27 protein-coding genes, 3 tRNA genes and 1 pseudogene are annotated in these 24,800 nt (G+C 49.6%); 18 read left to right on the forward strand and 13 right to left on the reverse strand.

Annotation, left to right across the window (positions count from 1 at the left end):
• Window positions 1-474: 474 nt before the first annotated feature.
• Window positions 475-900 (reverse strand): annotated as a pseudogene (tnpA, locus tag FQZ95_RS26530) (IS200/IS605 family transposase); the annotation flags it as partial.
• Between the two features lie 7 nt (window positions 901-907).
• Here tnpA and FQZ95_RS19665 point away from each other — a divergent pair.
• On the forward strand, window positions 908-2,116 hold the full coding sequence (locus tag FQZ95_RS19665; RefSeq protein WP_160530559.1) for an RNA-guided endonuclease TnpB family protein: 1,209 nt from the start codon (window positions 908-910) through the stop codon (window positions 2,114-2,116).
• Window positions 2,117-2,155: 39 nt separating this feature from the next.
• Here the strand turns inward: FQZ95_RS19665 and FQZ95_RS19670 are convergent, their stop codons facing one another.
• From FQZ95_RS19670 to yedE, 3 genes are all read right to left on the reverse strand, one after another.
• Window positions 2,156-2,827, reverse strand: a complete 672-nt coding sequence (locus FQZ95_RS19670; RefSeq protein WP_160530560.1) for an SOS response-associated peptidase — start codon at window positions 2,825-2,827, stop codon at window positions 2,156-2,158.
• Between the two features lie 108 nt (window positions 2,828-2,935).
• On the reverse strand, window positions 2,936-3,169 hold the full coding sequence (yedF, locus tag FQZ95_RS19675) for a sulfurtransferase-like selenium metabolism protein YedF (RefSeq protein ID WP_000790504.1): 234 nt from the start codon (window positions 3,167-3,169) through the stop codon (window positions 2,936-2,938).
• Window positions 3,166-4,371 carry a selenium metabolism membrane protein YedE/FdhT gene (gene yedE, locus FQZ95_RS19680; RefSeq protein ID WP_160530561.1) on the reverse strand — a complete coding sequence of 402 codons (1,206 nt, stop codon included), beginning with the start codon at window positions 4,369-4,371 and terminating at the stop codon, window positions 3,166-3,168. The genes yedF and yedE overlap by 4 nt, the downstream gene beginning before the upstream one ends.
• A gap of 186 nt (window positions 4,372-4,557) precedes the next feature.
• Here yedE and yedD point away from each other — a divergent pair, with 186 nt between their 5' ends.
• Window positions 4,558-4,971: a lipoprotein YedD gene (yedD, locus tag FQZ95_RS19685; RefSeq protein ID WP_001353137.1), complete on the forward strand. Its 414-nt coding sequence runs from the start codon at window positions 4,558-4,560 to the stop codon at window positions 4,969-4,971.
• Between the two features lie 33 nt (window positions 4,972-5,004).
• Here yedD and amyA read toward each other — a convergent pair whose 3' ends face one another.
• From amyA to fliD, 4 genes are all read right to left on the reverse strand, one after another.
• Complete coding sequence (amyA, locus tag FQZ95_RS19690; RefSeq protein WP_160530562.1) at window positions 5,005-6,492, reverse strand: alpha-amylase; 1,488 nt, start codon at window positions 6,490-6,492, stop codon at window positions 5,005-5,007.
• A 77-nt stretch (window positions 6,493-6,569) separates the two neighbouring features.
• Entirely contained in the window at window positions 6,570-6,935 is a 366-nt protein-coding gene (fliT, locus tag FQZ95_RS19695; protein WP_001755085.1) for a flagella biosynthesis regulatory protein FliT, read from the reverse strand.
• A complete protein-coding gene (gene fliS, locus FQZ95_RS19700; protein ID WP_160530563.1) occupies window positions 6,935-7,345 on the reverse strand; it encodes a flagellar export chaperone FliS in 411 nt (136 codons plus the stop codon). Before fliS ends, fliT begins: the two co-directional genes overlap by 1 nt.
• 24 nt (window positions 7,346-7,369) lie before the next feature.
• Entirely contained in the window at window positions 7,370-8,776 is a 1,407-nt protein-coding gene (fliD, locus tag FQZ95_RS19705) for a flagellar filament capping protein FliD (protein ID WP_000146781.1), read from the reverse strand.
• A 265-nt stretch (window positions 8,777-9,041) separates the two neighbouring features.
• On the opposite strand from fliD, the gene FQZ95_RS19710 reads away from it, so the two are divergent.
• The 8 genes from FQZ95_RS19710 (at window position 9,042) to sdiA (ending at window position 16,827) form a co-directional block, all read left to right on the forward strand.
• A complete protein-coding gene (locus tag FQZ95_RS19710) occupies window positions 9,042-10,829 on the forward strand; it encodes a FliC/FljB family flagellin (protein ID WP_160530564.1) in 1,788 nt (595 codons plus the stop codon).
• A gap of 318 nt (window positions 10,830-11,147) precedes the next feature.
• On the forward strand, window positions 11,148-11,867 hold the full coding sequence (fliA, locus tag FQZ95_RS19715; protein WP_001087467.1) for an RNA polymerase sigma factor FliA: 720 nt from the start codon (window positions 11,148-11,150) through the stop codon (window positions 11,865-11,867).
• A 45-nt stretch (window positions 11,868-11,912) separates the two neighbouring features.
• On the forward strand, window positions 11,913-12,464 hold the full coding sequence (gene fliZ / locus FQZ95_RS19720) for a flagella biosynthesis regulatory protein FliZ (RefSeq protein ID WP_001354737.1): 552 nt from the start codon (window positions 11,913-11,915) through the stop codon (window positions 12,462-12,464).
• 87 nt (window positions 12,465-12,551) lie between these two features.
• A complete protein-coding gene (gene tcyJ, locus FQZ95_RS19725; RefSeq protein ID WP_001353139.1) occupies window positions 12,552-13,352 on the forward strand; it encodes a cystine ABC transporter substrate-binding protein in 801 nt (266 codons plus the stop codon).
• Between the two features lie 104 nt (window positions 13,353-13,456).
• Window positions 13,457-14,443, forward strand: coding sequence for a D-cysteine desulfhydrase (dcyD, locus tag FQZ95_RS19730; RefSeq protein ID WP_001128215.1), 987 nt, complete (start codon window positions 13,457-13,459; stop codon window positions 14,441-14,443).
• Between the two features lie 14 nt (window positions 14,444-14,457).
• Entirely contained in the window at window positions 14,458-15,126 is a 669-nt protein-coding gene (gene tcyL, locus FQZ95_RS19735) for a cystine ABC transporter permease (RefSeq protein WP_001158220.1), read from the forward strand.
• Window positions 15,123-15,875, forward strand: a complete 753-nt coding sequence (gene tcyN / locus FQZ95_RS19740) for an L-cystine ABC transporter ATP-binding protein TcyN (protein WP_001272993.1) — start codon at window positions 15,123-15,125, stop codon at window positions 15,873-15,875. The genes tcyL and tcyN overlap by 4 nt, the downstream gene beginning before the upstream one ends.
• Window positions 15,876-16,104: 229 nt before the next feature.
• Entirely contained in the window at window positions 16,105-16,827 is a 723-nt protein-coding gene (sdiA, locus tag FQZ95_RS19745) for a transcriptional regulator SdiA (RefSeq protein WP_001154267.1), read from the forward strand.
• Between the two features lie 66 nt (window positions 16,828-16,893).
• Here the strand turns inward: sdiA and yecF are convergent, their stop codons facing one another.
• Together yecF and yecU are read right to left on the reverse strand one after the other, a co-directional pair.
• Window positions 16,894-17,118 (reverse strand): DUF2594 family protein YecF, encoded by a 225-nt coding sequence (yecF, locus tag FQZ95_RS19750; RefSeq protein ID WP_000106474.1) that lies wholly within the window; start codon window positions 17,116-17,118, stop codon window positions 16,894-16,896.
• The gene (yecU, locus tag FQZ95_RS19755) at window positions 17,105-17,281 is read right to left on the reverse strand and encodes a protein YecU (RefSeq protein ID WP_000590347.1); all 177 of its coding nucleotides are present in this window, start codon (window positions 17,279-17,281) and stop codon (window positions 17,105-17,107) included. The genes yecF and yecU overlap by 14 nt, the downstream gene beginning before the upstream one ends.
• Before the next feature lie 295 nt (window positions 17,282-17,576).
• On the opposite strand from yecU, the gene uvrY reads away from it, so the two are divergent.
• From uvrY to yecA, 7 genes are all read left to right on the forward strand, one after another.
• The gene (gene uvrY / locus FQZ95_RS19760) at window positions 17,577-18,233 is read left to right on the forward strand and encodes a UvrY/SirA/GacA family response regulator transcription factor (protein ID WP_000611328.1); all 657 of its coding nucleotides are present in this window, start codon (window positions 17,577-17,579) and stop codon (window positions 18,231-18,233) included.
• Complete coding sequence (gene uvrC, locus FQZ95_RS19765) at window positions 18,230-20,062, forward strand: excinuclease ABC subunit UvrC (protein WP_001283421.1); 1,833 nt, start codon at window positions 18,230-18,232, stop codon at window positions 20,060-20,062. The genes uvrY and uvrC overlap by 4 nt, the downstream gene beginning before the upstream one ends.
• A gap of 56 nt (window positions 20,063-20,118) precedes the next feature.
• Window positions 20,119-20,667: a CDP-diacylglycerol--glycerol-3-phosphate 3-phosphatidyltransferase gene (gene pgsA / locus FQZ95_RS19770; RefSeq protein ID WP_032279737.1), complete on the forward strand. Its 549-nt coding sequence runs from the start codon at window positions 20,119-20,121 to the stop codon at window positions 20,665-20,667.
• Between the two features lie 151 nt (window positions 20,668-20,818).
• A tRNA-Gly gene (locus FQZ95_RS19775) sits at window positions 20,819-20,894 on the forward strand.
• Between the two features lie 54 nt (window positions 20,895-20,948).
• Window positions 20,949-21,022: transfer RNA gene (locus FQZ95_RS19780), tRNA-Cys, on the forward strand.
• 12 nt (window positions 21,023-21,034) lie between these two features.
• Window positions 21,035-21,121 (forward strand) — tRNA-Leu (locus FQZ95_RS19785).
• A gap of 195 nt (window positions 21,122-21,316) precedes the next feature.
• Window positions 21,317-21,982 (forward strand): UPF0149 family protein YecA, encoded by a 666-nt coding sequence (gene yecA, locus FQZ95_RS19790; protein WP_000847882.1) that lies wholly within the window; start codon window positions 21,317-21,319, stop codon window positions 21,980-21,982.
• Window positions 21,983-22,031: 49 nt separating this feature from the next.
• Here yecA and tyrP read toward each other — a convergent pair whose 3' ends face one another.
• A complete protein-coding gene (tyrP, locus tag FQZ95_RS19795; protein WP_000797564.1) occupies window positions 22,032-23,243 on the reverse strand; it encodes a tyrosine transporter TyrP in 1,212 nt (403 codons plus the stop codon).
• A gap of 190 nt (window positions 23,244-23,433) precedes the next feature.
• Here tyrP and FQZ95_RS19800 point away from each other — a divergent pair, with 190 nt between their 5' ends.
• Window positions 23,434-23,673, forward strand: coding sequence for a YecH family metal-binding protein (locus FQZ95_RS19800; protein ID WP_000377231.1), 240 nt, complete (start codon window positions 23,434-23,436; stop codon window positions 23,671-23,673).
• A gap of 37 nt (window positions 23,674-23,710) precedes the next feature.
• Here FQZ95_RS19800 and ftnA read toward each other — a convergent pair whose 3' ends face one another.
• A complete protein-coding gene (gene ftnA / locus FQZ95_RS19805) occupies window positions 23,711-24,208 on the reverse strand; it encodes a non-heme ferritin (RefSeq protein WP_000917208.1) in 498 nt (165 codons plus the stop codon).
• Between the two features lie 171 nt (window positions 24,209-24,379).
• Window positions 24,380-24,703: a YecR-like lipofamily protein gene (locus FQZ95_RS19810; protein ID WP_001237859.1), complete on the reverse strand. Its 324-nt coding sequence runs from the start codon at window positions 24,701-24,703 to the stop codon at window positions 24,380-24,382.
• Window positions 24,704-24,800 lie beyond the last annotated feature (97 nt).

A 24,800-nucleotide genomic window follows, 5' to 3' on the forward strand; every position in this document is an offset into this window, starting at 1 on the left:
CATTTAAATTGTGAAGTAGATCCCTATTTTTATCTGAACTGTTTCTATTGCACACAATGCATGACTATTTTGTGAACGAATATAAGTTTGGTAGTCAAATTATATTAAAGGTTGTTATTTATGATTGACTCATAATTTATTTTTTTAATTTAAATAGCCTAAAAATAACCATGGAGATTATTTGCATGATATTTGTTTAGATTTGTTAATGTAATTGAGGTGATTTTATTTAATACGCAATGTAGCGCCGCTTGATATTAGTTCTATTTTTTTTTGCGTAAGATAGATGAGACAAACTGAGACGCATAATGGTTTGCAAGGCTCTAATACTTTGATGTTGAGGATGTGATGGGGCATGTACGTGCATAGTACAATGATGTCCATGCCGGTGTGGATAATCTCCAGGCTTATCCGGTGCGCCGTAAAACCCCGTCCTTCAGGGCGGGGATATAAGGCGCGGTTTTCCACCTGACCAGGTGTTTGCTGTTGTTCAATGTATTGGCGGATGACGGATATTGGCGCACCTCCGCAGCTACTGGCAAAATAGCCGGGACTCCACAAAACGCCTTTGTAGTAATACCTGACTGCAATATCTGGTCGATCTCGTCGCAGTAATCTACCCGATACGCCTTTGTGGCTGTTTACCAGACTGGATATCGCCAGTTTGGGAGGATAGTTAATTAACAAATGGACGTGATCTGGTTCGCCATCCATTTCAACCAGTTCAGCTTCAAAATCAGCACATACATTTGAAAAGTAAGTGCGTAGTTTTTCTGTCGCGTCATGGTCAAAAATCTGACGTCGGTATCTGGTGACAAAGACCCGGTGAACATGCATCAGAAAAACACAGTGCCTTCCACGCCGGATATCGGTTTCTTTTTTCACAGACCAAAGTATCATTTGGCCTGTGAAACGACTACAAGCATTTAAATTCCAGTTAAGACCAGGTGGTCAACAGGAGCGTGAAATGAGGCGCTTCGCAGGCGCATGTCGTTTCGTTTTCAATCGTGCTCTGGCGCTTCAGAATGAGAATCATGAGGCCGGTAATAAATACATCCCTTACGGGAAAATGGCTTCCTGGTTGGTTGAGTGGAAAAACGCCACTGAAACGCAATGGCTTAAAGATTCGCCCTCACAGCCATTGCAACAGTCACTGAAAGACCTTGAGCGGGCTTACAAAAACTTCTTCCAGAAGCGGGCTGCTTTTCCCCGATTCAAAAAGCGTGGACAGAATGATGCATTCCACTACTCGCAGGGCGTTAAGCTCGATCAGGAAAACAGCCGTATTTTTCTGCCGAAACTGGGCTGGATGCGCTACCGGAATAGCCGCCAGGTCACGGGTGTTGTGAAAAATGTCACGGTCAGCCAGTCCTGCGGTAAGTGGTACATCAGTATTCAGACAGAAAGTGAAGTATCCACTCCGGTTCACCCTTCAGCATCAATGATCGGGCTGGATGCTGGCGTGGCTAAACTCGCCACGCTGTCAGATGGCACAGTCTTTGAGCCTGTAAACAGTTTTCAGAAAAACCAGAAGACGCTGGCGAGACTTCAGCGACAGTTAAGCCGCAAGGTCAAATTCAGCAATAACTGGCAGAAGCAGAAACGCAAAATACAGCGACTGCATTCCCGTATCGCAAATATCCACAGGGACTACCTTCACAAAGTCACAACGACCGTCAGCAAAAACCACGCAATGATAGTCATTGAGGATTTGAAGGTCAGCAACATGTCAAAGTCAGCAGCGGGTACGGTCAGCCAGCCGGGGCGCAATGTCCGGGCAAAATCAGGTTTAAACCGTTCGATACTGGATCAGGGCTGGTATGAAATGCGCCGTCAGCTTGAGTACAAGCAGCTCTGGAGTGGCGGTCAGGTGCTTGCTGTTCCGCCAGCGTACACAAGCCAGCGTTGCGCGTGCTGTGGTCATACAGCGAAAGAAAATCGCCTGTCACAAAGTAAATTCAGATGCCAGGTATGTGGATATACAGCGAACGCCGATGTAAATGGCGCTCGTAACATTTTAGCGGCGGGGCACGCCGTTCTTGCCTGTGGAGAGATGGTGCCGTCAGGCCGCTCGTTGAAGCAGGAACCCACCGAAATGATTCAGGCGACAGCCTGAACGTAGCAGGGATCCACGTCCTTCAGGGCGTGGAGGATGTCAACAAACAGGTTGAATTAACTCCGCGCTCTGGTTTTTGACATTACCCACCGCGCGCGACACAGGGTGCCAGGTGAACTGGTTTGCTGGCACACAGCCACTGGCAGCAATTTCAGAGGCTTCTTTACCGCTAATCTCTTGCCGCATCCATTCCCGCGCAGCTTCTGGCGACAGTACCAGCGGGCGGCGGTCATGAATGTCGACCAGACCCTGGTCTGCTGCTGCAGTGACAATTAAAAATCCTTCGGCTTCGTCACCACGCTCAAACGGTGTGCTACCTATCGCGGCTATAAAAACAGGTTGTCCATCAGCGCGATAGATAAAATAAGGCTGTTTTTTGTCGCCTTCTTTTTTCCACTCAAACCAGCCATCGGCAAAACAGATTGCCCGACCATGTTGCCAGAGCGGTTTAAACATACGACTGGTTGCCGCAGTTTCTACGCGGGCGTTAATCAGCGGCGGTTTATCCCACCATCCGGGAGCATATCCCCAGAAAACCGGATCCAGATGAAGGTGTTCATCACGTTCACTGAGCAGAAGAACTTTGGTTCCCGGCGCGACGTTGTATCTGCCAATGGGTTCGGGATCGTAGGGAATATCGCGTTCAATATCTTCCGCGAGAAGTGCAAGGTAATCTTCACGCGTTTGGGATTGGGCAAAGCGTCCACACATAGCAACCTCCTGAGATCACCCGGAAAAGAATAGGAGAGGAGGCGGGTAAAATCTATGTGATACAGAGACAACGATGTTCCCGCTGTGGGACACAGCGGGAAGGAGGGATTATTTCTGAATTAAATAACGAATGGTCGGCCCGTCTTGCTGAATATCCAGCACCGTATAGCCGTGATTACGCGCATCCAGTGGAATATTATTGATCGACTGCGGACAGTCGCTCACCACTTCCAGGATCTCACCTTTTTTTAACTGCGGCATCGCCTCAAGGGTTGCAACTGCCGGATAAGGGCAGGGTTCACCCACCATATCAAGGCGGTAATCAGGAACGATATTTTTCATGCGATCTCCTTAGCAGCCTGCGGTGCCGCACGGCGGAAGAAGCGTTTTTCCCAGCCGATAATCAACATCAGCGCAGCAAACAGCAGCAAATATGTCACCAGCAGGCCACCCATCGGGCCAAAGGTTTTCAGGAGGTTGATTTTGTCCCAGTCGGTGGCCAGCGCCGGAGCGAAATCATCCCAGTAATACGCCAGAATCGTTGAGCCGATCACGTTGCCCAGACCGACCCACCAGTAGTGCACCTGGCCTTCTACCGCGCGGTACATCCAGCCGGTTTCGCAGCCGCCTGCCAGCACGATGCCAAATCCAAACAGCAAACCACCAATTACCGCGTTTGGTCCTGCCCACATGATTTTGGGTTCAACGCCTAACTGTACGTAACTGAAGATCCCGATGGCACTTACCGCCATACCGATAATGATTGCTTTCGCCATGTGGGTACGTCCGGTGATCCACATATCGCGGAACGCCGAAGTAAAGCAGATTTGCGCACGTTCAATCAGTAAACCAAAGCCGACGCCAAACAGCATTGCCAGCCCCAGTTTTGGTTGGTTCATCGCCGTCAGCAGCGCCCAGCCCAGCATGCCGAAAAAGACTAGCATCCCGAGACGAAAACGACGCCGCGCCTGATCCGGTTTTTGCGTCAGCGGTGAGGCGGCAGAAACTTTCTGCATTTTCACGGGAATACGGAAGATGGGCAGCAGGGTAAAGCGCGCGCCAAACCATGAACCAATGGCAGTGGCGATGGCAAAGAACCAGGCATGCAGCGAGAACTGAGGAATGCCGGTAAAGAACGCCGCCAGGTTACAGCCCATTGCCAGACGCGCGCCAAAACCGGCGATAATGCCGCCAATGATGGCCTGCATAATGCGGATACGGCTGCGCGGCATGCGTAGTTTGACATTGTTGGCCCACAGCGCTGCAGCAAAGCAGCCGCCAAACATACCGAGGATCATCATGCCGTCGATGCGGGTTAATGGCGATCCTTCCAGATGGATAATTTTAAAATAACCCCACTCTTCAGCATGGACGCCGAACAGCTGCAGGAGCTGACCGCCCCAACGGGTAAATTCACCCGTGACAGCCCAAAAGGTGCCAGTGATGCCAAAGTAGTAAGTGGAGAGAATACCCGCCGCGATGACCGCAGGGATGGGTGCCCAGAATTTAATCAACCAGGCGTGTTTGAATTGCTGCCATGACATGTATGTAGCCTCTGAACTCAGAAGGTTTGAAACAAGAGTCGCGAATCATACATCAAGCAAATTTATTTTCGGGGTAATAATTCACAAAAATAATAGTTAGATCAAATTTCTCTCTGAACCTGGAAAGGCTGGCGACATCAGGGCTTTAATGCCACAATCCTCTTTTCTTCTCATGCAGGACGAATGATGAAAAAACTCGCAATTGCAGGCGCGCTCATGTTGCTGGCGGGCTGTGCCGAAGTCGAAAACTATAACAATGTCGTTAAAACCCCCGCGCCGGACTGGCTGGCGGGCTACTGGCAGACCAAAGGGCCGCAAAGTGCGCTGGTCAGTCCGGAAGCGATAGGCAGCCTGATTGTCACTAAAGAGGGCGATACCCTGGATTGCCGTCAGTGGCAGCGGGTGATTGCTGTGCCGGGTAAGTTGACATTGATGTCTGACGATCTCACTAACGTTACCGTAAAACGTGAGCTGTACGAGGTTGAGCGTGACGGTAACACCATTGAGTACGATGGTATGACGATGGAGCGTGTGGATCGCCCGACGGCAGAGTGTGCCGCCGCGCTGGATAAAGCGCCGTTACCGACGCCACTGCCGTAATGAAATCTCCCCGGCTTGCCGCCGGGGATGAATTTAAATCACCTCTTCGATAACCCACACGCTAACGCTGCCGCCGTTGCAAAAGAAGGTCGCTTCGCCGTTTTCGTCGGTCACTACGCTCTCTTGCCGATTCCCCAGAAAATCACGCCAGGTTTTATTGCCGTAATTCTCTCCTAAATTAATGGTTTTTTCGCCATCATCTCCGTTCGACATGACCACCACGCAGCCGGGATATTCGTCGGTGCCACTGCGGCTAAAGGCAATGCAGTTCGGATGGTCGAAAAATAACGTCTGTACACCGTGGGCGAAACGCTGACGGGCGAGAATTAACTCATCAAGTTGTTCGATTATTGGCATATCTATCGGATAGGTTTGCCCGTCACCACCGACATCTTCGTAATGTGCACCGTAGAGATCCGGATAGAACACCGAAGGAACGCCATTTTCCCGCAACAAAATTAGGGCGTACGCCAGCGGTTTAAACCACGGTTCGACCGGCGCTTCGAGGGCTTGCAACGGTTGGGTGTCGTGGTTGGCAACGAGGGTTACGGCGTGAAAAGGATCGGCTTCCACCAGCGTCCCAGTGAAAATCTGCGTCATGTCGTAGTCGCGTCCCATGCGCGATGCTTCATGGAATTTCATCTGCAGCGGCGCATCGAACAGCATGGTTTTGCCTTCCACCTGATCAATATACGTTTGCAGCTTATCAACTTCATGCGACCAGTATTCCGCCACAATAAACAGCGGCTTTGGCGCAACTTCCTGTACGTGTTCGATCCACTCTTTATAAAACCAGGCTGGAATATGTTTGACCGCATCAAGACGAAAACCGTCGCATTGCGTTTGTTCCATCACCCAGCGCGCCCAGTATTTAATCTCTTCCGTCACGGCATGATTGCGGAAATCGATATTCTCGCCCATCAGATAATCGAAATTACCTAATTCATCATCAACCTGATCGTTCCAGCCTTCGCCGGTGTAGTCGTTAACAATTTTAAATATGCCATCTTCATCAGGGTTTTCGATATGGTCGATACCGCTAAAACATTTGAAATCCCAGATAAACTGCGAGTATTGCCCGGCACGAGCGGGGAAGGTGTAACGCGTCCAGCCTTCGCATTCAGTGATTTCTTCGTCAATTTGCGTACGGTCATCAGCATTTACACGCTGCACGCGAATAGCTTCTTTTTCATCCGCGCCCATTTTGTGGTTGACTACCACGTCCAGCAGCACCGCAATGTCATTACGTTTCAGAGCGTCAATGGCGGCCAGCAGTTGTGCTTTATCGCCATATTTAGTAGGGATGCTGCCTTTCTGATCAAACTCGCCTAAATCAAATAAATCATAGGAGTCGTAGCCGACCGAATACCCGCCCGATGCGCCTTTATAGGCGGGCGGCAACCAGACCATATTGATACCAATATCATTAAAACCGTCGGCGCGCTCGGCCAGTTCAGGCCAGAGCTTACCGCCTTCCGGGTAATACCAGTGAAAACATTGTAACAGCGTGGGATTACGCATTCTTCGACTCCATTCAAGGGGAACATTAGAAGCGTAGCCGTAATCGGATTATTCGCGAGCCATCAGCTCGTTAAGATTCAAAAGAGGTTATCCTGCGGAGCCAGCACAAAGCCGCCCTGATCGCCATAGGCACTTAACACCGATTTTTGTACCGATGACTGACCGACCAGTTTCGCCAGTTCATCCATCCGAATCTGTAATAACTGCTTCACCTTGCTTTCGTTATCGAGAATCAGGCGCAGCATCGGGCGGAGTTGCTCCTGCATCGTGGTGGACGGATCAATCTCTTCAGTCAGATGTGCAATCTCCTGCACCGCATTCACATACGCCATTTCGCTGGCGATGAGTTCGTCCCATTGTTCTTCTGTCGCCAGGCGTAACATGAGCTGGCTTTTTTCGACGAGTTGTTGCCAGGCGAAATACAAATGCGGTGCATTGTTCATCAGACTGGGTCCTGAATCAAAGAAGGGGAGAGTAACGACTCTTTCCAGGCATCGGCAATGTTACGCATTAATGCTTCCACTTCTTCGACTGCGGAGATATCGTTGCGTAAATTGGCGTGCAGCAAACGCCTGACCATATAGCTATAAAGAGCAATCAAGTTTTGGGTTAATTCGTCTTTGCTCTCTTCATCAAGACTCACCCGCAGCCCGTTCTCAATGATGTTGATCGCTTTTGACAAAGAGACGCCTTTGCCTTGCTGATTGTTGTCCTGCATAAACAGGCGCGCTCTAACCAGTGCGCTCAGCACTCCATCAAATAGCATGGTGACCAGCTGCTGCTGGCTGGCGCTCATTACGGCGCTTTCGACGCCAATTTGTGCATAGGCCTGGGTGCCTTTTGCCGCGTACATGACCTGTCTCCCGATGAATATTGATTACTTGGAATTACTGTTGTTTTCGAACTGCTGCGTTAAGTAGCTGCTGGTGCTGTTTAACGAGGTCATTAAAACGTCCAGTTGGGTAAATTGTTCTTTGTAGCGAGCGACCTGCGCATCAATGCGATCGCTGGCGGCGTTGTAGTCTTTAGTTAACTTATTCAGGGTCTTACTAACGCCATCGGTAGCGGCTTTAATAATGCCCGTTGTCGAAAGCCAACTGGTCAGGTTGCTGCCGATGGTGGTCGTGATGCCGGTTTTTTTACCATCGCCAACAATCAATGCACCTACGCCGCTGGCATCTTTTTTCAGTGCAGCGGTGAGTTTGTCGGCATCCAGTTCCAGTTTGCCATCGCTGGGATCGGTCGTGATACCAATCTGCGCCAACGTTTTATAGTTGGAAGAACTAACGGTATTACTCAGCATCGATTTCAACTGCGTCTGAATCGTCCGCAACGTGGAGTCGCCGAGCAGTGCGCCATTGCTAGAACTCTGGCTATCAGCCCCCGCATCTACGGCGGTGTATTTGGTCAGGCTGCTGAAGGTATCTATTAGCGAGTTATAGGCATTCACCCAGTCTTTAATCGCCGTTTGCGCTTTGGAGGTGTCCTGAGTGATGGTTAGCGTCTGGTTGCCCGTGGTGACATCGTTCAGGTTCAGGGTGATGTTTTCCAGCGCGTCGCTGATGGTGTTGCTGCTGTTCTCAATGGCGACGTTGTTGACCGTCAGCTGCGCATTCTGGGCGGCGACCGAGACCTCCATGCCGTTGCTGCTGGCACTGGCGTCATAGCCCATAAAACTTTGTAGCGCATCATCACCGCTAACCGAGAGCGTCATCGCATTGTCAAGGCCGGTGTCATTTGATGTGACTGACAGACGATATTCACCGTTACCCACGTTAATGATGCTAGCGCTAACACCCGCTTTTGCGTTGTTGATGGCATCACGGATCCCGCTTAACGATGAGTTAGCCGCGCTGATATCAATGGTAATCGGATCTTTGTCGCCGCCTTGTTGAATGGTGAGTTTGCTGTCGCTGGTGGCGATCGCCGTTTTCGTATCATCTCTGGTGGTGCGCGTGGTCAGGGTTTGCGCCTGCGCCAGATGGGTGACGCTGATGGTGTATTTCCCGGCGATGGCGTTACCCGCGGTGGTGGCACTGAACGCGGTGGTGCTGCTGGTAGTGCTGGTGGCGGAAAAAAGATCGGCTTTAGACAATGCAGTATTGGCGGTCTGGAAAGTCGTCAACGCGCTTTTCAGCGTACCGTAGGCGCTAAGTTTAGCGGTAAACGACGATTGCTGATTTGAAATAGGGGTTAACGTCGCTTTTTGCGCGGCGGTGAGGCTATCGAGGATTGAACTTAAATCCAGACCTGACCCGACTCCCAGCGATGAAATACTTGCCATGCGATTTCCTTTTATCTTTCGACACGTAAAACGAATACCGGAGTTATCGGCCTGAATTGCGCAAAGTTTACGTTTAATTGTTTTTTTTAATAGCGGGAATAAGGGGCAGAGAAAAGAGTATTTCGGCGACTAACAAAAAATGGCTGTTTGTGAAAAAAATTCTAAAGGTTGTTTTACGACAGACGATAACAGGGTTGACGGCGATTGAGCCGACGGGTGGAAACCCAATACGTAATCAACGACTTGCAATATAGGATAACGAATCATGGCACAAGTCATTAATACCAACAGCCTCTCGCTGATCACTCAAAATAATATCAACAAGAACCAGTCTGCGCTGTCGAGTTCTATCGAGCGTCTGTCTTCTGGCTTGCGTATTAACAGCGCGAAGGATGACGCAGCGGGTCAGGCGATTGCTAACCGTTTTACTTCTAACATTAAAGGCCTGACTCAGGCTGCACGTAACGCCAACGACGGTATTTCTGTTGCACAGACCACCGAAGGTGCGCTGTCCGAAATTAACAACAACTTACAGCGTATTCGTGAACTGACGGTTCAGGCTTCTACCGGGACTAACTCTGATTCGGATCTGGACTCCATTCAGGACGAAATCAAATCCCGTCTCGACGAAATTGACCGCGTATCCGGCCAGACCCAGTTCAACGGCGTGAACGTACTGGCAAAAGACGGTTCGATGAAAATTCAGGTTGGTGCGAATGACGGCCAGACTATCACTATTGATCTGAAGAAAATTGACTCAGATACGCTGGGTTTGAATGGTTTTAACGTGAATGGTTCCGGTACGATAGCCAATAAAGCGGCGACCATTAGCGACCTGACAGCAGCGAAAATGGATGCTGCAACTAATACTATAACTACAACAAATAATGCGCTGACTGCATCAAAGGCGCTTGATCAACTGAAAGATGGTGACACTGTTACTATCAAAGCAGATGCTGCTCAAACTGCCACGGTTTATACATACAATGCATCAGCTGGTAACTTCTCATTCAGTAATGTATCGAATAATACTTCAGCAAAAGCAGGTGATGTAGCAGCTAGCCTTCTCCCGCCGGCTGGGCAAACTGCTAGTGGTGTTTATAAAGCAGCAAGCGGTGAAGTGAACTTTGATGTTGATGCGAATGGTAAAATCACAATCGGAGGACAGGAAGCCTATTTAACTAGTGATGGTAACTTAACTACAAACGATGCTGGTGGTGCGACTGCGGCTACGCTTGATGGTTTATTCAAGAAAGCTGGTGACGGTCAATCAATCGGGTTTAATAAGACTGCATCAGTCACGATGGGGGGAACAACTTATAACTTTAAAACGGGTGCTGATGCTGGTGCTGCAACTGCTAACGCAGGGGTATCGTTCACTGATACAGCTAGCAAAGAAACCGTTTTAAATAAAGTGGCTACAGCTAAACAAGGCACAGCAGCTGCAGCTAACGGTGATACATCCGCAACAATTACCTATAAATCTGGCGTTCAGACGTATCAGGCGGTATTTGCCGCAGGTGACGGTACTGCTAGCGCAAAATATGCCGATAATGCTGACGTTTCTAATGCAACAGCAACATACACAGATGCTGATGGTGAAATGACTACAATTGGTTCATACACCACGAAGTATTCAATCGATGCTAACAACGGCAAGGTAACTGTTGATTCTGGAACTGGTACGGGTAAATATGCGCCGAAAGTAGGGGCTGAAGTATATGTTAGTGCTAATGGTACTTTAACAACAGATGTAACTAGCGAAGGCACAGTAACAAAAGATCCACTGAAAGCTCTGGATGAAGCTATCAGCTCCATCGACAAATTCCGTTCATCCCTGGGTGCTATCCAGAACCGTCTGGATTCCGCGGTCACCAACCTGAACAACACCACTACCAACCTGTCTGAAGCGCAGTCCCGTATTCAGGACGCCGACTATGCGACCGAAGTGTCCAACATGTCGAAAGCGCAGATCATCCAGCAGGCAGGTAACTCCGTGCTGGCAAAAGCCAACCAGGTACCGCAGCAGGTTCTGTCTCTGCTGCAGGGTTAATCGTCGTACCTGATTAACTGAGACTGACGGCAACGCCAAATTGCCTGATGCGCTGCGCTTATCAGGCCTACAAGGTGAATTGGAATTTATTGAATTTGCACATTTTTGTAGGCCGGATAAGGCGTTTACGCCGCATCCGGCAACATAAAGCGCAATTTGTCAGCAACGTGCTTCCCCGCCACCGGCGGGGTTTTTTCTGTCCGCAATTTACCGGTAACCCCCAAATAACCCCTCATTTCACCCACTACTCGTCCGATTAAAAACCCTGCAGAAACGGATAATCATGCCGATAACTCATATAACGCAGGGCTGTTTATCGTGAATTCACTCTATACCGCTGAAGGTGTAATGGATAAACACTCGCTGTGGCAGCGTTATGTCCCGCTGGTGCGTCACGAAGCATTGCGCCTGCAGGTTCGACTGCCCGCGAGCGTGGAACTTGACGATCTGCTACAGGCGGGCGGCATTGGGTTACTTAATGCCGTCGAACGCTATGACGCCCTACAAGGAACGGCATTTACAACTTACGCAGTGCAGCGTATCCGTGGCGCTATGCTGGATGAACTTCGCAGCCGTGACTGGGTGCCGCGCAGCGTGCGACGCAACGCGCGTGAAGTGGCACAGGCAATAGGGCAACTGGAGCAGGAACTTGGCCGCAACGCCACGGAAACTGAGGTAGCGGAACGTTTAGGGATCGATATTGCCGACTATCGTCAAATGTTGCTCGACACCAATAACAGCCAGCTCTTCTCCTACGATGAGTGGCGCGAAGAGCACGGCGATAGCATTGAACTGGTTACTGATGATCATCAGCGAGAAAACCCGCTACAACAACTGCTGGACAGTAATCTGCGCCAGCGGGTGATGGAAGCTATCGAAACGTTGCCGGAGCGCGAAAAACTGGTATTAACCCTCTATTACCAGGAAGAGCTGAATCTCAAAGAGATTGGTGCAGTGCTGGAGGTCGGGGAATCGCGGGTCAGTCAGTTACACAGCCAGGCCATTAAACGGTTACGCACTAAACTGGGTAAGTTATAACGTCAGTAAATGCCGCACTTTAATTTTGACTACCAGGAGTTCTTAATGATGGTGCAGCACCTGAAAAGACGGCCATTAAGCCGCTATCTTAAAGACTTTAAACACAGCCAGACCCATTGCGCGCATTGCCGTAAATTACTCGATCGCATTACCCTCGTTCGCGACGGCAAAATAGTGAATAAAATCGAGATTTCCCGCCTGGACACGCTGCTTGATGAAAATGGCTGGCAAGTGGAACAAAAATCATGGGCGGCATTGTGCCGATTCTGCGGTGATTTACATTGCAAAACGCAGAGTGATTTTTTCGATATTATCGGCTTTAAGCAATTTCTTTTTGAGCAAACTGAAATGAGCCCAGGTACGGTGCGTGAATATGTCGTTCGTCTGCGCCGTTTGGGTAATCATCTTCACGAGCAAAATATTTCCCTCGATCAGCTGCAGGACGGTTTCCTTGATGAAATCCTCGCCCCGTGGCTGCCCACTACCAGCACCAACAATTACCGCATCGCGTTACGGAAGTATCAACACTATCAGCGTCAAACGTGTACCGGACTTGTGCAGAAATCCACCAGTCTGCCTGCTTCTGATATATATTAAATAAGAATAAGATGTAGCAGAGTTGTTTTTGTGTTTACAAACAATGGCTCTACACTGCAAACAGACATAACAACATTCGGGGTGAATATGAAATTAGCACATCTGGGACGTCAGGCATTGATGGGTGTGATGGCCGTGGCGCTGGTTGCGGGCATGAGCGTTAAAAGTTTTGCAGATGAAGGTCTGCTTAATAAAGTTAAAGAGCGCGGTACGCTGCTCGTAGGGCTGGAAGGAACTTATCCGCCGTTCAGTTTTCAGGGGGATGACGGCAAATTAACCGGTTTTGAAGTGGAATTCGCCCAACAGCTGGCAAAACATCTTGGCGTTGAGGCGTCACTAAAACCGACCAAATGGGACGGTATGCTGGCGTCGCTGGACTCTAAACGCATTGATGTGGTGATTAACCAGGTCACCATTTCTGACGAGCGCAAGAAAAAATACGATTTCTCTACCCCGTACACCATTTCCGGTATTCAGGCGCTGGTGAAAAAAGGTAACGAAGGCAGCATTAAAACGGCTGATGATCTGAAAGGCAAAAAAGTGGGTGTCGGTCTGGGCACCAACTATGAAGAGTGGCTGCGCCAAAATGTTCAGGGCGTCGATGTGCGTACCTATGATGATGACCCGACCAAATATCAGGATCTGCGCGTAGGCCGTATTGATGCGATCCTCGTTGACCGTCTGGCTGCGCTGGATCTGGTGAAGAAAACCAACGATACGCTGGCAGTAACCGGTGAAGCATTCTCCCGTCAGGAGTCTGGTGTGGCGCTGCGTAAAGGAAATGAAGACCTGCTGAAAGCGGTGAATGATGCAATTGCGGAAATGCAAAAAGATGGCACTCTGCAAGCCCTTTCCGAAAAATGGTTTGGTGCTGATGTGACCAAATAATCAGCATAATGACAAAAAAGGGCGCTTTCACTAGCGCCTTTTTTATTTACGCGTTTTCAGCGTGCATAATAAGAAAATCACAACAACACACATCGGAGGCTGTTATGCCACTGCATAATTTAACCCGTTTTCCACGGCTGGAATTTATCGGCGCGCCAACGCCGCTCGAATATCTGCCGCGCTTTTCTGATTATCTTGGACGGGAAATTTTCATCAAACGGGATGACGTCACTCCCATGGCAATGGGCGGCAATAAATTACGTAAGCTGGAATTTCTCGCGGCAGATGCTCTGCGTGAAGGTGCCGATACGCTGATTACTGCCGGGGCGATCCAGTCTAACCATGTGCGCCAGACTGCCGCAGTCGCTGCGAAACTCGGTCTGCACTGCGTGGCGCTGCTGGAAAATCCTATTGGCACAACCGCAGAAAACTATTTAACCAACGGCAATCGTTTGTTGCTGGATCTGTTCAATACCCAGATTGAAATGTGCGACGCACTGACCGATCCCAATGCCCAACTGGAAGAGCTGGCGACGCGAGTCGAAGCACAAGGCTTTCGCCCGTATGTCATTCCGGTTGGCGGTTCTAATGCTTTGGGTGCGCTGGGTTATGTGGAGAGTGCGCTGGAGATCGCGCAACAGTGTGAAGGGGCGGTTAATATTTCGTCGGTGGTGGTCGCATCGGGCAGTGCCGGAACTCACGCCGGACTGGCTGTTGGGCTGGAACACCTGATGCCTGAAAGCGAACTGATTGGCGTGACCGTGTCGCGTTCCGTTGCCGATCAATTGCCGAAAGTGGTTAACCTCCAACAGGCGATTGCGAAAGAACTGGAACTGACCGCATCAGCGGAAATTTTACTCTGGGATGACTATTTTGCACCTGGCTATGGCGTGCCGAACGACGAAGGCATGGAAGCAGTGAAATTGCTTGCGCGGCTGGAAGGCATTCTGCTTGATCCTGTGTATACCGGAAAAGCGATGGCGGGGCTGATTGACGGTATCAGTCAGAAACGTTTCAAAGATGAAGGGCCGATTCTGTTTATTCATACCGGCGGCGCGCCTGCGCTGTTCGCCTATCATCCCCACGTTTAGCTCCGGAAACGCTCATGCAAGAAAGTATACAACTGGTTATTGATTCCTTGCCGTTCCTGCTGAAAGGGGCTGGGTATACGCTGCAACTCAGTATCGGCGGCATGTTTTTTGGCTTACTGCTAGGGTTTATTCTCGCGCTGATGCGCCTTTCGCCAATCTGGCCCGTGCGCTGGCTGGCGCGTTTTTATATCTCTATTTTTCGTGGTACGCCACTCATCGCACAACTGTTTATGATCTATTACGGCTTGCCGCAGTTTGGCATCGAACTAGATCCCATTCCGTCAGCAATGATTGGTCTGTCGCTAAACACTGCCGCCTATGCTGCCGAAACGCTGCGCGCCGCCATTTCTTCTATTGATAAAGGTCAGTGGGAAGCTGCTGCCAGTATTGGTATGACGCCGTGGCAGACCATGCGTCGCGCGATTTTGCCACAGGCGGCGCGGGTGGCGTTGCCGCCGCTGTCGAACAGCTTTATCAGCCTGGTAAAAGATACGTCGCTGGCCGCGACAATCCAGGTGCCGGAGCTGTTCCGTCAGGCGCAGTTGATTACCTCGCGTACGCTGGAGGTGTTCACCATGTATCTGGCGGCTTCGCTCATCTACTGGATCATGGCGACAGTGTTATCGACGTTGCAGAACCATTTTGAGAATCAACTTAATCGCCAGGAGAGAGAACCAAAATGAGTGCCATTGAAGTTAAGAACCTGGTGAAAAAATTCCACGGTCAGACGGTGCTGCACGGTATCGACCTTGAGGTGAAGCCTGGCGAAGTAGTAGCGATTATCGGTCCGAGCGGTTCCGGTAAAACCACGTTGCTCCGCAGCATAAATCTGCTGGAGCAACCGGAAGCGGGAACCATTACCGTTGGCGATATCACCATTGATACTGCACGTTCATTAAGTCAGCAAAAATCGCTGATTCGCCAGTTGCGTCAGCACGTCGGGTTTGTCTTCCAGAACTTTAATTTGTTTCCGCATCGCACGGTACTGGAAAACATTATTGAAGGGCCGGTGATCGTCAAAGGCGAACCGAAAGAAGAGGCCACGGCGCGCGCTCGCGAGCTGTTGGCGAAAGTTGGGCTGGCAGGCAAAGAAACCAGCTATCCACGTCGTTTGTCTGGCGGTCAACAGCAGCGTGTCGCAATTGCGCGTGCGCTGGCAATGCGTCCTGAAGTGATTTTGTTTGACGAGCCAACGTCAGCGCTGGATCCAGAGCTGGTGGGCGAAGTCCTGAACACCATCCGCCAGCTGGCGCAGGAAAAGCGCACGATGGTGATTGTGACGCACGAAATGAGCTTTGCCCGGGATGTTGCGGACAGGGCGATCTTTATGGACCAGGGGCGGATAGTCGAGCAGGGGGCCGCAAAAGCGTTATTTGCCGATCCTCAGCTGCCTCGCACTCGCCAGTTCCTCGAGAAGTTTCTGCTGCAATAATAAGAAAAAATCAGCCCCGACGATTTACCAGTCGGGGCGGGACGCCACTTCAAACGTGATAAAACTGCTTAACAAATCAGCATAACTCATTAATAACATAAGAGAATGCGATGGCTTGCAAAAGTAATTCATTGCCTGAATAATATAAATTATATATAAATCTTATTTATGTGATAGTTTGAATTATCATTATAAATGATACTCACTCTCAGGGGCGTTGCGGTTTACTATGCAGGATACGGATTTTTTCAGCTGGCGTCGCACGATGCTGTTGCGTTTTCAGAGGATGGAGGCCGCAGAAGAGGTCTACCATGAAATAGAGCTTCAGGCTCAGCAGCTGGAGTACGATTACTATTCGTTATGTGTTCGCCACCCGGTACCATTCACGCGACCTAAAGTAGCTTTCTACACCAATTACCCTGAGGCGTGGGTGAGTTATTATCAGGCAAAAAACTTTCTCGCAATTGATCCTGTGCTGAACCCTGAAAACTTTAGTCAGGGCCATTTAATGTGGAATGATGACTTATTCAGCGAAGCACAGCCATTATGGGAAGCCGCGCGCGCACATGGTTTACGCCGTGGTGTCACCCAGTATTTAATGCTGCCAAACCGGGCGCTGGGCTTTTTGTCCTTTTCCCGTTGCAGCGCGCGCGAAATACCCATTCTTAGTGATGAACTGCAATTAAAAATGCAGTTACTGGTGCGCGAAAGTCTGATGGCTCTGATGCGTTTAAATGATGAAATAGTGATGACGCCAGAGATGAATTTCAGCAAGCGCGAAAAAGAAATTCTGAAATGGACGGCGGAAGGGAAGACATCAGCAGAGATAGCGATGATTTTGTCAATCTCTGAGAATACGGTCAATTTCCATCAGAAAAACATGCAGAAAAAAATCAATGCACCGAATAAGACCCAGGTGGCCTGTTACGCGGCCGCTACAGGCTTAATTTGATCGCTTTTCTTTCTGCGTGCCAGATGCAAAAACCGGCTGAAAGGCACGCTCTCAGCCGGTTTTATATTACTGACGGTAGGCTTGTTTAATTTGCTTAACCGTTTTGGAAAATACTGCAGCCTGGGTTTCGTCTTCGATCAGCGCAAGCTGTTTTTCCATCTTTAACATCACGCGGCCCGCGTCAGCTTGTCCCATCGCCTGCAGCATCAGCGTCAGCATCGCTTTCAGGCAGGAGACTTCATTTGCCAGTTCTTGATTATTCTCGGCAGTAGAAAAATCAGGCGTACTCATTTATTTTCCTCGTCATGTTGCAATGAAAATTTGCGGTGAAAAATGTTAAGGCGGCGGAGTATACCATAAGCTTTGCTAAAAATAGCAGTGGTTGTTTTTTGAGCGTGATATCGGCAGTGCTATAAAATACGTTAATATAATGACCAATAAATATTTTTATCATGAATGTTTTTTGCCCGTATTGTTCGGGTTAATTAATGTTACATATTCAGCGGGCTGATTTTCATTTTTGCTGAATAAAGTCAATTTTTGTCACATTTCATCGCAGGGCTTACTGTGAAACGATCCCGGAAGCCGTTGGTGACGGGCGTGACCATAACTGTGGACAATCGAATTTACAAAAACGAGAGAAAAATCGAATACCCACCATTTTTAACGTTTCAAAGTTGCAATAAAAACCGCTAATATACGAATGACTAACTATCAGTAGCGTTATCCCTATTTCTGGAGATATTCCTTTGATCAACGTTCTACTTGTTGATGACCACGAACTGGTGCGCGCAGGGATACGACGCATTCTGGAAGATATAAAGGGTATAAAAGTCGTCGGTGAGGCATCGTGCGGTGAAGACGCCGTTAAGTGGTGCCGGGCAAATGCCGTTGACGTGGTGCTAATGGACATGAGTATGCCGGGCATTGGCGGTCTTGAGGCGACGCGTAAAATCGCGCGTTCCACAGCTGATGTCAAAATCATCATGCTTACTGTCCATACAGAAAACCCTTTACCAGCGAAAGTCATGCAGGCCGGTGCTGCGGGCTACCTCAGCAAAGGCGCGGCTCCGCAGGAAGTCGTGAGTGCGATCCGTTCTGTCTATTCAGGGCAGCGTTACATTGCTTCTGACATCGCTCAACAAATGGCGTTAAGCCAGATCGAACCAGAAAAAACAGAAAGCCCATTTGCCAGTTTGTCTGAACGTGAATTGCAGATTATGCTGATGATCACCAAGGGCCAGAAGGTCAATGAGATCTCAGAACAGCTCAATCTCAGTCCGAAAACGGTGAACAGCTACCGCTATCGAATGTTCAGTAAACTAAACATTCATGGCGATGTTGAGCTGACTCACCTGGCAATTCGCCATGGTCTGTGTAATGCGGAGACATTATCAAGTCAGTGAGTGATCAGTTTGACGCAAAAGCGTTTTTAAAAACCGTAACCAGCCAGCCAGGCGTTTATCGCATGTACGATGCTGGTGGTACGGTTATCTATGTCGGCAAAGCGAAAGACCTGAAAAAACGGCTTTCCAGCTATTTCCGTAGCAACCTCGCTTCGCGCAAAACCGAAGCGCTGGTCGCCCAGATCCAGCAAATTGATGTAACGGTTACTCATACAGAAACCGAAGCGCTGTTGCTGGAACACAACTACATCAAACTCTATCAGCCGCGTTACAACGTTTTGCTACGCGATGATAAATCTTATCCTTTTATCTTCCTGAGTGGCGATACCCACCCGCGTCTGGCGATGCATCGTGGTGCGAAGCATGCCAAAGGTGAATATTTCGGCCCGTTCCCGAATGGCTATGCCGTACGTGAAACACTGGCGTTACTGCAAAAGATATTCCCCATTCGCCAGTGCGAAAATAGTGTTTATCGCAATCGCTCGCGTCCGTGTCTGCAATATCAGATAGGGCGCTGTCTGGGACCGTGCGTTGAAGGACTGGTGAGTGAAGAAGAATACGCTCAGCAGGTCGAGTATGTGCGCCTGTTTTTGTCTGGCAAAGATGATCAGGTGCTTACGCAACTCATTAGCCGTATGGAAACTGCCAGCCAGAATCTGGAGTTTGAAGAAGCGGCACGTATTCGCGACCAAATTCAGGCGGTGCGACGCGTCACCGAAAAACAGTTTGTGTCCAATACCGGCGACGACCTTGACGTTATTGGTGTGGCGTTCGATGCGGGCATGGCTTGTGTCCACGTATTGTTCATTCGTCAGGGTAAAGTGCTCGGCAGCCGCAGCTATTTCCCGAAAGTGCCGGGCGGTACGGAACTGAGCGAGGTGGTGGAAACCTTCGTAGGTCAGTTCTATTTACAAGGCAGCCAGATGCGCACCTTACCGGGTGAGATCCTGCTCGATTTTAATCTTAGCGATAAAACGCTGCTCGCCGATTCCCTTTCAGAACTGGCGGGACGCAAGATTAATGTTCAAACCAAACCTCGCGGCGATCGGGCGCGTTATCTGAAACTCGCGCGCACCAATGCGGCGACGGCCTTAACCAGCAAACTCTCGCAGCAATCTACCGTTCACCAGCGACTGACCGCGCTTGCCAGCGTGTTGAAATTGCCGGAAGTGAAGCGGATGGAGTGCTTTGACATCAGCCATACCATGGGTGAACAAACCGTCGCCTCCTGTGTGGTATTTGATGCTAACGGCCCGCTGCGTGCGGAGTATCGGCGCTATAACATTACTGGCATTACGCCGGGCGATGATTATGCGGCGATGAATCAGGTGCTGCGTCGGCGTTATGGTAAAGCCATCGACGACAGTAAGATCCCGGATGTGATCCTTATCGACGGCGGCAAAGGCCAGCTTGCACAGGCGAAAAATGTCTTCGCCGAACTGGATGTCTCATGGGATAAAAATCATCCGCTGCTACTTGGTGTTGCCAAAGGAGCAGATAGGAAGGCTGGGTTGGAAACGCTGTTCTTTGAGCCGGAAGGTGAGGGATTCAGTTTGCCGCCAGATTCTCCCGCGCTGCATGTTATCCAACATATTCGCGACGAATCACACGATCACGCGATTGGCGGGCACCGCAAAAAACGGGCGAAGGTCAAAAATACCAGTTCCCTGGAAACCATTGAAGGCGTCGGGCCAAAACGTCGGCAAATGTTGTTGAAATATATGGGCGGTTTGCAAGGTTTACGTAACGCCAGCGTCGAGGAAATTGCAAAAGTGCCGGGTATTTCGCAAGGTCTGGCAGAAAAGATCTTCTGGTCGTTGAAACATTGATGTCTCTGTAGCAACATAGGGGTAATCTTACTGACAACAGATAGTTACCCGTCATTATGCAATTTAATATTCCTACGTTGCTTACACTGTTCCGTGTCATCCTTATCCCATTCTTTGTATTGGTCTTTTATCTACCTGTCACCTGGTCGCCGTTTGCCGCCGCGCTCATTTTCTGCATCGCGGCGGTGACTGACTGGTTCGATGGTTTTCTGGCACGCCGCTGGAACCAGAGTACCCGGTTTGGTGCTTTCCTTGACCCTGTAGCAGATAAAGTTCTCGTGGCTATCGCCATGGTGCTGGTAACCGAGCATTATCACAGCTGGTGGGTGACATTACCGGCGGCAACGATGATCGCCCGTGAAATTATTATTTCTGCGCTACGCGAATGGATGGCAGAGTTGGGTAAACGCAGTAGCGTGGCTGTCTCCTGGATTGGGAAAGTGAAAACCACTGCCCAGATGGTAGCGCTGGCCTGGCTGCTGTGGCGTCCGAACATTTGGGTTGAGTACGCCGGTATTGCACTTTTCTTTGTGGCTGCGGTACTGACTCTGTGGTCAATGTTGCAATATTTGAGCGCTGCGCGTGCAGATTTGCTTGATCAGTGATCGTTTCGGCGCAATTTTCAGCAAACGATCAAAAGTGGTGAAAAATATCGTTGACTCATCGCGCCAGGTAAGTAGAATGCAACGCATCGAACGGCGGCACTGATTGCCAGACGATAATAAAATCAAGTGATTAACTGATTGCTTGATGAATGCGGGAATAGCTCAGTTGGTAGAGCACGACCTTGCCAAGGTCGGGGTCGCGAGTTCGAGTCTCGTTTCCCGCTCCAGTTTAAAAGGCATCGGCGTCAAGCGGATGTCTGGCTGAAAGGCCTGAAGAATTTGGCGCGTTAACAAAGCGGTTATGTAGCGGATTGCAAATCCGTCTAGTCCGGTTCGACTCCGGAACGCGCCTCCACTTTCTTCCCGAGCCCGGATGGTGGAATCGGTAGACACAAGGGATTTAAAATCCCTCGGCGTTCGCGCTGTGCGGGTTCAAGTCCCGCTCCGGGTACCATGGGAAAGATAAGAATAAAATCAAAGCAATAAGCAGTGTCGTGAAACCACCTTCGGGTGGTTTTTTTGTACCTGCAACTTGTCGTTACACCCTCCTTAATTTTTAATCACCGGCAAAGCCACTCAAAAAGTATCTCTGATACGGACCGACATGTAAGATAGGTGTTGGCGAGTTGAGATCCACAAGGAAAAGCGTATGAAAACGGGACCGTTAAACGAAAGTGAGTTGGAATGGCTGGACGATATTCTGACCAAATACAACACTGACCACGCCATTCTTGATGTGGCGGAGCTGGACGGTTTATTGACGGCGGTGTTGAGTTCTCCGCAAGAGATTGAACCGGCACAGTGGCTGGTTGCCGTATGGGGTGGGGCTGACTATGTGCCACGCTGGGCGTCAGAGAAAGAGATGACGCGCTTTATGAACCTGGCTTTTCAGCATATGGCCGATACCGCAGAGCGTCTGAACGAATTCCCGGAGCAGTTTGAGCCGTTATTCGGCTTGCGAGAAGTCGATGGCAGCGAGCTGACGATTGTTGAGGAGTGGTGCTTTGGCTATATGCGGGGCGTGGCACTTTCTGACTGGTCAACGTTGCCCGATTCGTTAAAACCGGCGCTGGAGGCGATTGCGCTGCACGGTACTGAGGAAAACTTCGAGCGGGTAGAGAAGATGTCGCCAGAAGCGTTTGAAGAGAGCGTAGATGCCATTCGACTGGCGGCGCTTGATTTACATGCATACTGGATGGCGCATCCGCAGGAAAAAGCTGTTCAGCAACCGATCAAAGCAGAAGAGAAACCGGGTCGTAACGATCCTTGTCCGTGCGGCAGTGGTAAGAAATTTAAGCAGTGCTGCCTGCATTAAGAGGTCAAATTGGGTGTCAGCGTTAATTCTGGCACCCAATAAGATCTAATCATCCCACTTCTGGTAACAAGCCTGCCGCAATCAAAAATTGCACGCCAATCACAGCAATTCCACAGAGAAACACCACCACCAGCGCCGGACGACCACCTTTCACCCGATAACCCGCCTGAGGATTGTGTTTCCTGCTTTGCCAGGTCAGCAGCGAAGGGATAATCAATGCCAGTACCGCCAGCGCCACACCGGCGTAACCCAGCGCCATCACAAAACCTCGTGGGTAAAACAGTGCAAACGCCAGTGGCGGCAAAAAGGTAATTGCACCAGTTTGCAATCGTCCACCAACGGTATTTGAACGCTGAAACAAATCTGCCAGATAATCAAATAAACCTAATGCTACACCAAGGAAGGACGTGGCGAGGGCCAAATCAGCAAATAAATGCACCGCCAGCTCAACATGCGGAGAGGCCACCATTTCGCGTAACGCCTGTAACAGCCCGTTTAATCCGGCATGATTAGCCAGCAATCCCATAAAGGTTGTTGAATCAATGCTGCCAAGCGTCGCCAGCTGCCAGAAAATATATGCCACCAGGGGGATCGCACTACCGGTTATAAACACCCAGCGTAGCTTACGAATATTGCCATCCATATAACTGACAATGCTCGGCACGCTACCGTGAAAACCAAACGACGTAAAAATCACTGGGATTGCAGACAGTGCCAGCCCCTGTTGCAACGGCAGGGTTAAAAGATTCACCTTATGAATATGCGGAAGTAGCAGTACCAGCATCACCACCAGAAAAATAATTTTGGCGCTGAACAGAAAACGGTTAAATAAATCGACCAGCGAAGTTCCGACACAAACCACGCCACCGGCAACAAAAGTGAACAACAGCACGCCAGCGGTTGCCGACATTGAAATACCTGTCCAGTCGCTGATGCTGGAAGCCAACAATTCACCAGCACCGCTGATGTATGCCGCAGTCAGAGCATACATTAAGAACATCATACTGAAGCCCGTCAGCCACTGACCGTAGCGTCCCAGATAGCGTTTTGCCAGCGTGCCCAGACCGGTATCTGCCGGGACATGCTGGTACACCTCCAGTAGTAATAGCGCCGTGTAGCACATCAACGCCCAAAGCCCAATCAACAAGATTAACGTGACGCTAAAACCAACACCTGCCGCAGCCAGCGGCATTGCCAGCATGCCTGCGCCAATTGTGGTTCCCGCCACGATAAAAACACTTCCCAGAGTTCTGTTTTTCACGCTTTCTTCTGTCCTGACGATCTTTATGAGTGATATCTGCGGCGCAGGTTAAGGCATAACGGCTGCTTCGTCAAATCGGCGTTACATATGGTGTAAATATAAATGTACAATAAAATGCGTTCAGTCCTGCGCTGGCGCAAAGTCTTGGTAAGCGGCAATCGCTACGCTAGCCTTTTTTTGAGGAGGAACGATGGACTCTATTCACGGTCATGAAGTGTTAAATATGATGATTGAATCAGGTGAGCAATATACGCATGCCAGTCTGGAAGCTGCGATTAAAGCGCGTTTTGGTGAACAGGTACGTTTTCACACTTGCTCGGCAGAAGGGATGACAGCGGGAGAGCTGGTAGCGTTTCTGGCAGCAAAAGGCAAATTTATACCTTCGGAAGAAGGTTTTTCGACCGATCAGAGTAAGATTTGCCGTCACTGATTTGAAACGGCGGCAGTAAACCTGCCGCCGGAGAACATTAGTTTTGTGTGTCGAGGGTGGAGAGTTCTTTGTCGATAAAATACAAACCTTCGCCGCTTTTGCCTGCCAGGCTTAATTTATCAATAATCGATTTGAACAGCTTCTCTTCTTCATGCTGCTCAGAAACATACCATTGCAGGAAATTAAATGTTGGGTAGTCCTGATTGGTCATTGCAGCATGAGCCAGTTCGTTAATTTTCTGCGTGATTAATTGTTCGTGTTTATAGGTTTCCTGGAATAATTCATCAAGTGAGGAATATTCAGCAAACGGAGATTCAACGGTATTAATACGCGGTAAGTTGCCGGTATCAGTCAGATAATCAAACAGACGCTGCATATGCGTCATCTCTTCCTGGGCGTGGCGGCGCAGGAACGCGGCAGCACCTTCGAAGGTATGATAGCTGCACCAGGCGCTCATTTGCTGATAAAGCAGTGAAGAGTACAGTTCCAGGTTCATCTGCTCATTAAGTTTTTCAATCATTTCTGGTTTCAGCATGATAGTGCTCCACAAAGGTTATATTTGTTGCTGTGGCGTCACTATAATTTGTTATTTTATTATTTGCAAAAGGTAAAATATAAACTTCAATTATTAAAAATACGAATGGGAATAAAACGCATTACCGCTATTTATTTAATCAGCGAAGATCCCCCTCGCTGATTAAAACATTTAGAGAAAGACAGGGAAGGCGGAATGATGGCACTGATATGACAAAGTGAATTCCGTATTCAAACATAAGGAACCCGCAAAGAGGCTACAGTTGCCTACTGGCTGACCAAAGGGGATAGCGTGGGTATAGCCTTCCTGCTGGCATGCGCGATCGGCGATCCCGCGACTGACATAACGATCGGTACGGGCATGCTGCAAAAAAGCCTGATCATAAACCAACCGAACAATACCTGTTGCCGCGTCAACTTCGCCCACATGAGCCTGGCGAGTAACTGTGCACCCCGCCAGCGTTATTAATGAAAGAGTCAGAATCAGAAGTCTCATGGTCCAGCCAGAAGAGTAAAAGAAAGCAGTATTTTACGCGTTACAGCGCTGCGACAATGGCCGGAAAAGACGCCTGGCAGGCGCTATTTCTCGCCAT

Source organism: Escherichia sp. HH41S (assembly GCF_009820115.1).
Taxonomy (GTDB): Bacteria; Pseudomonadota; Gammaproteobacteria; order Enterobacterales; family Enterobacteriaceae; genus Escherichia; species Escherichia coli_F.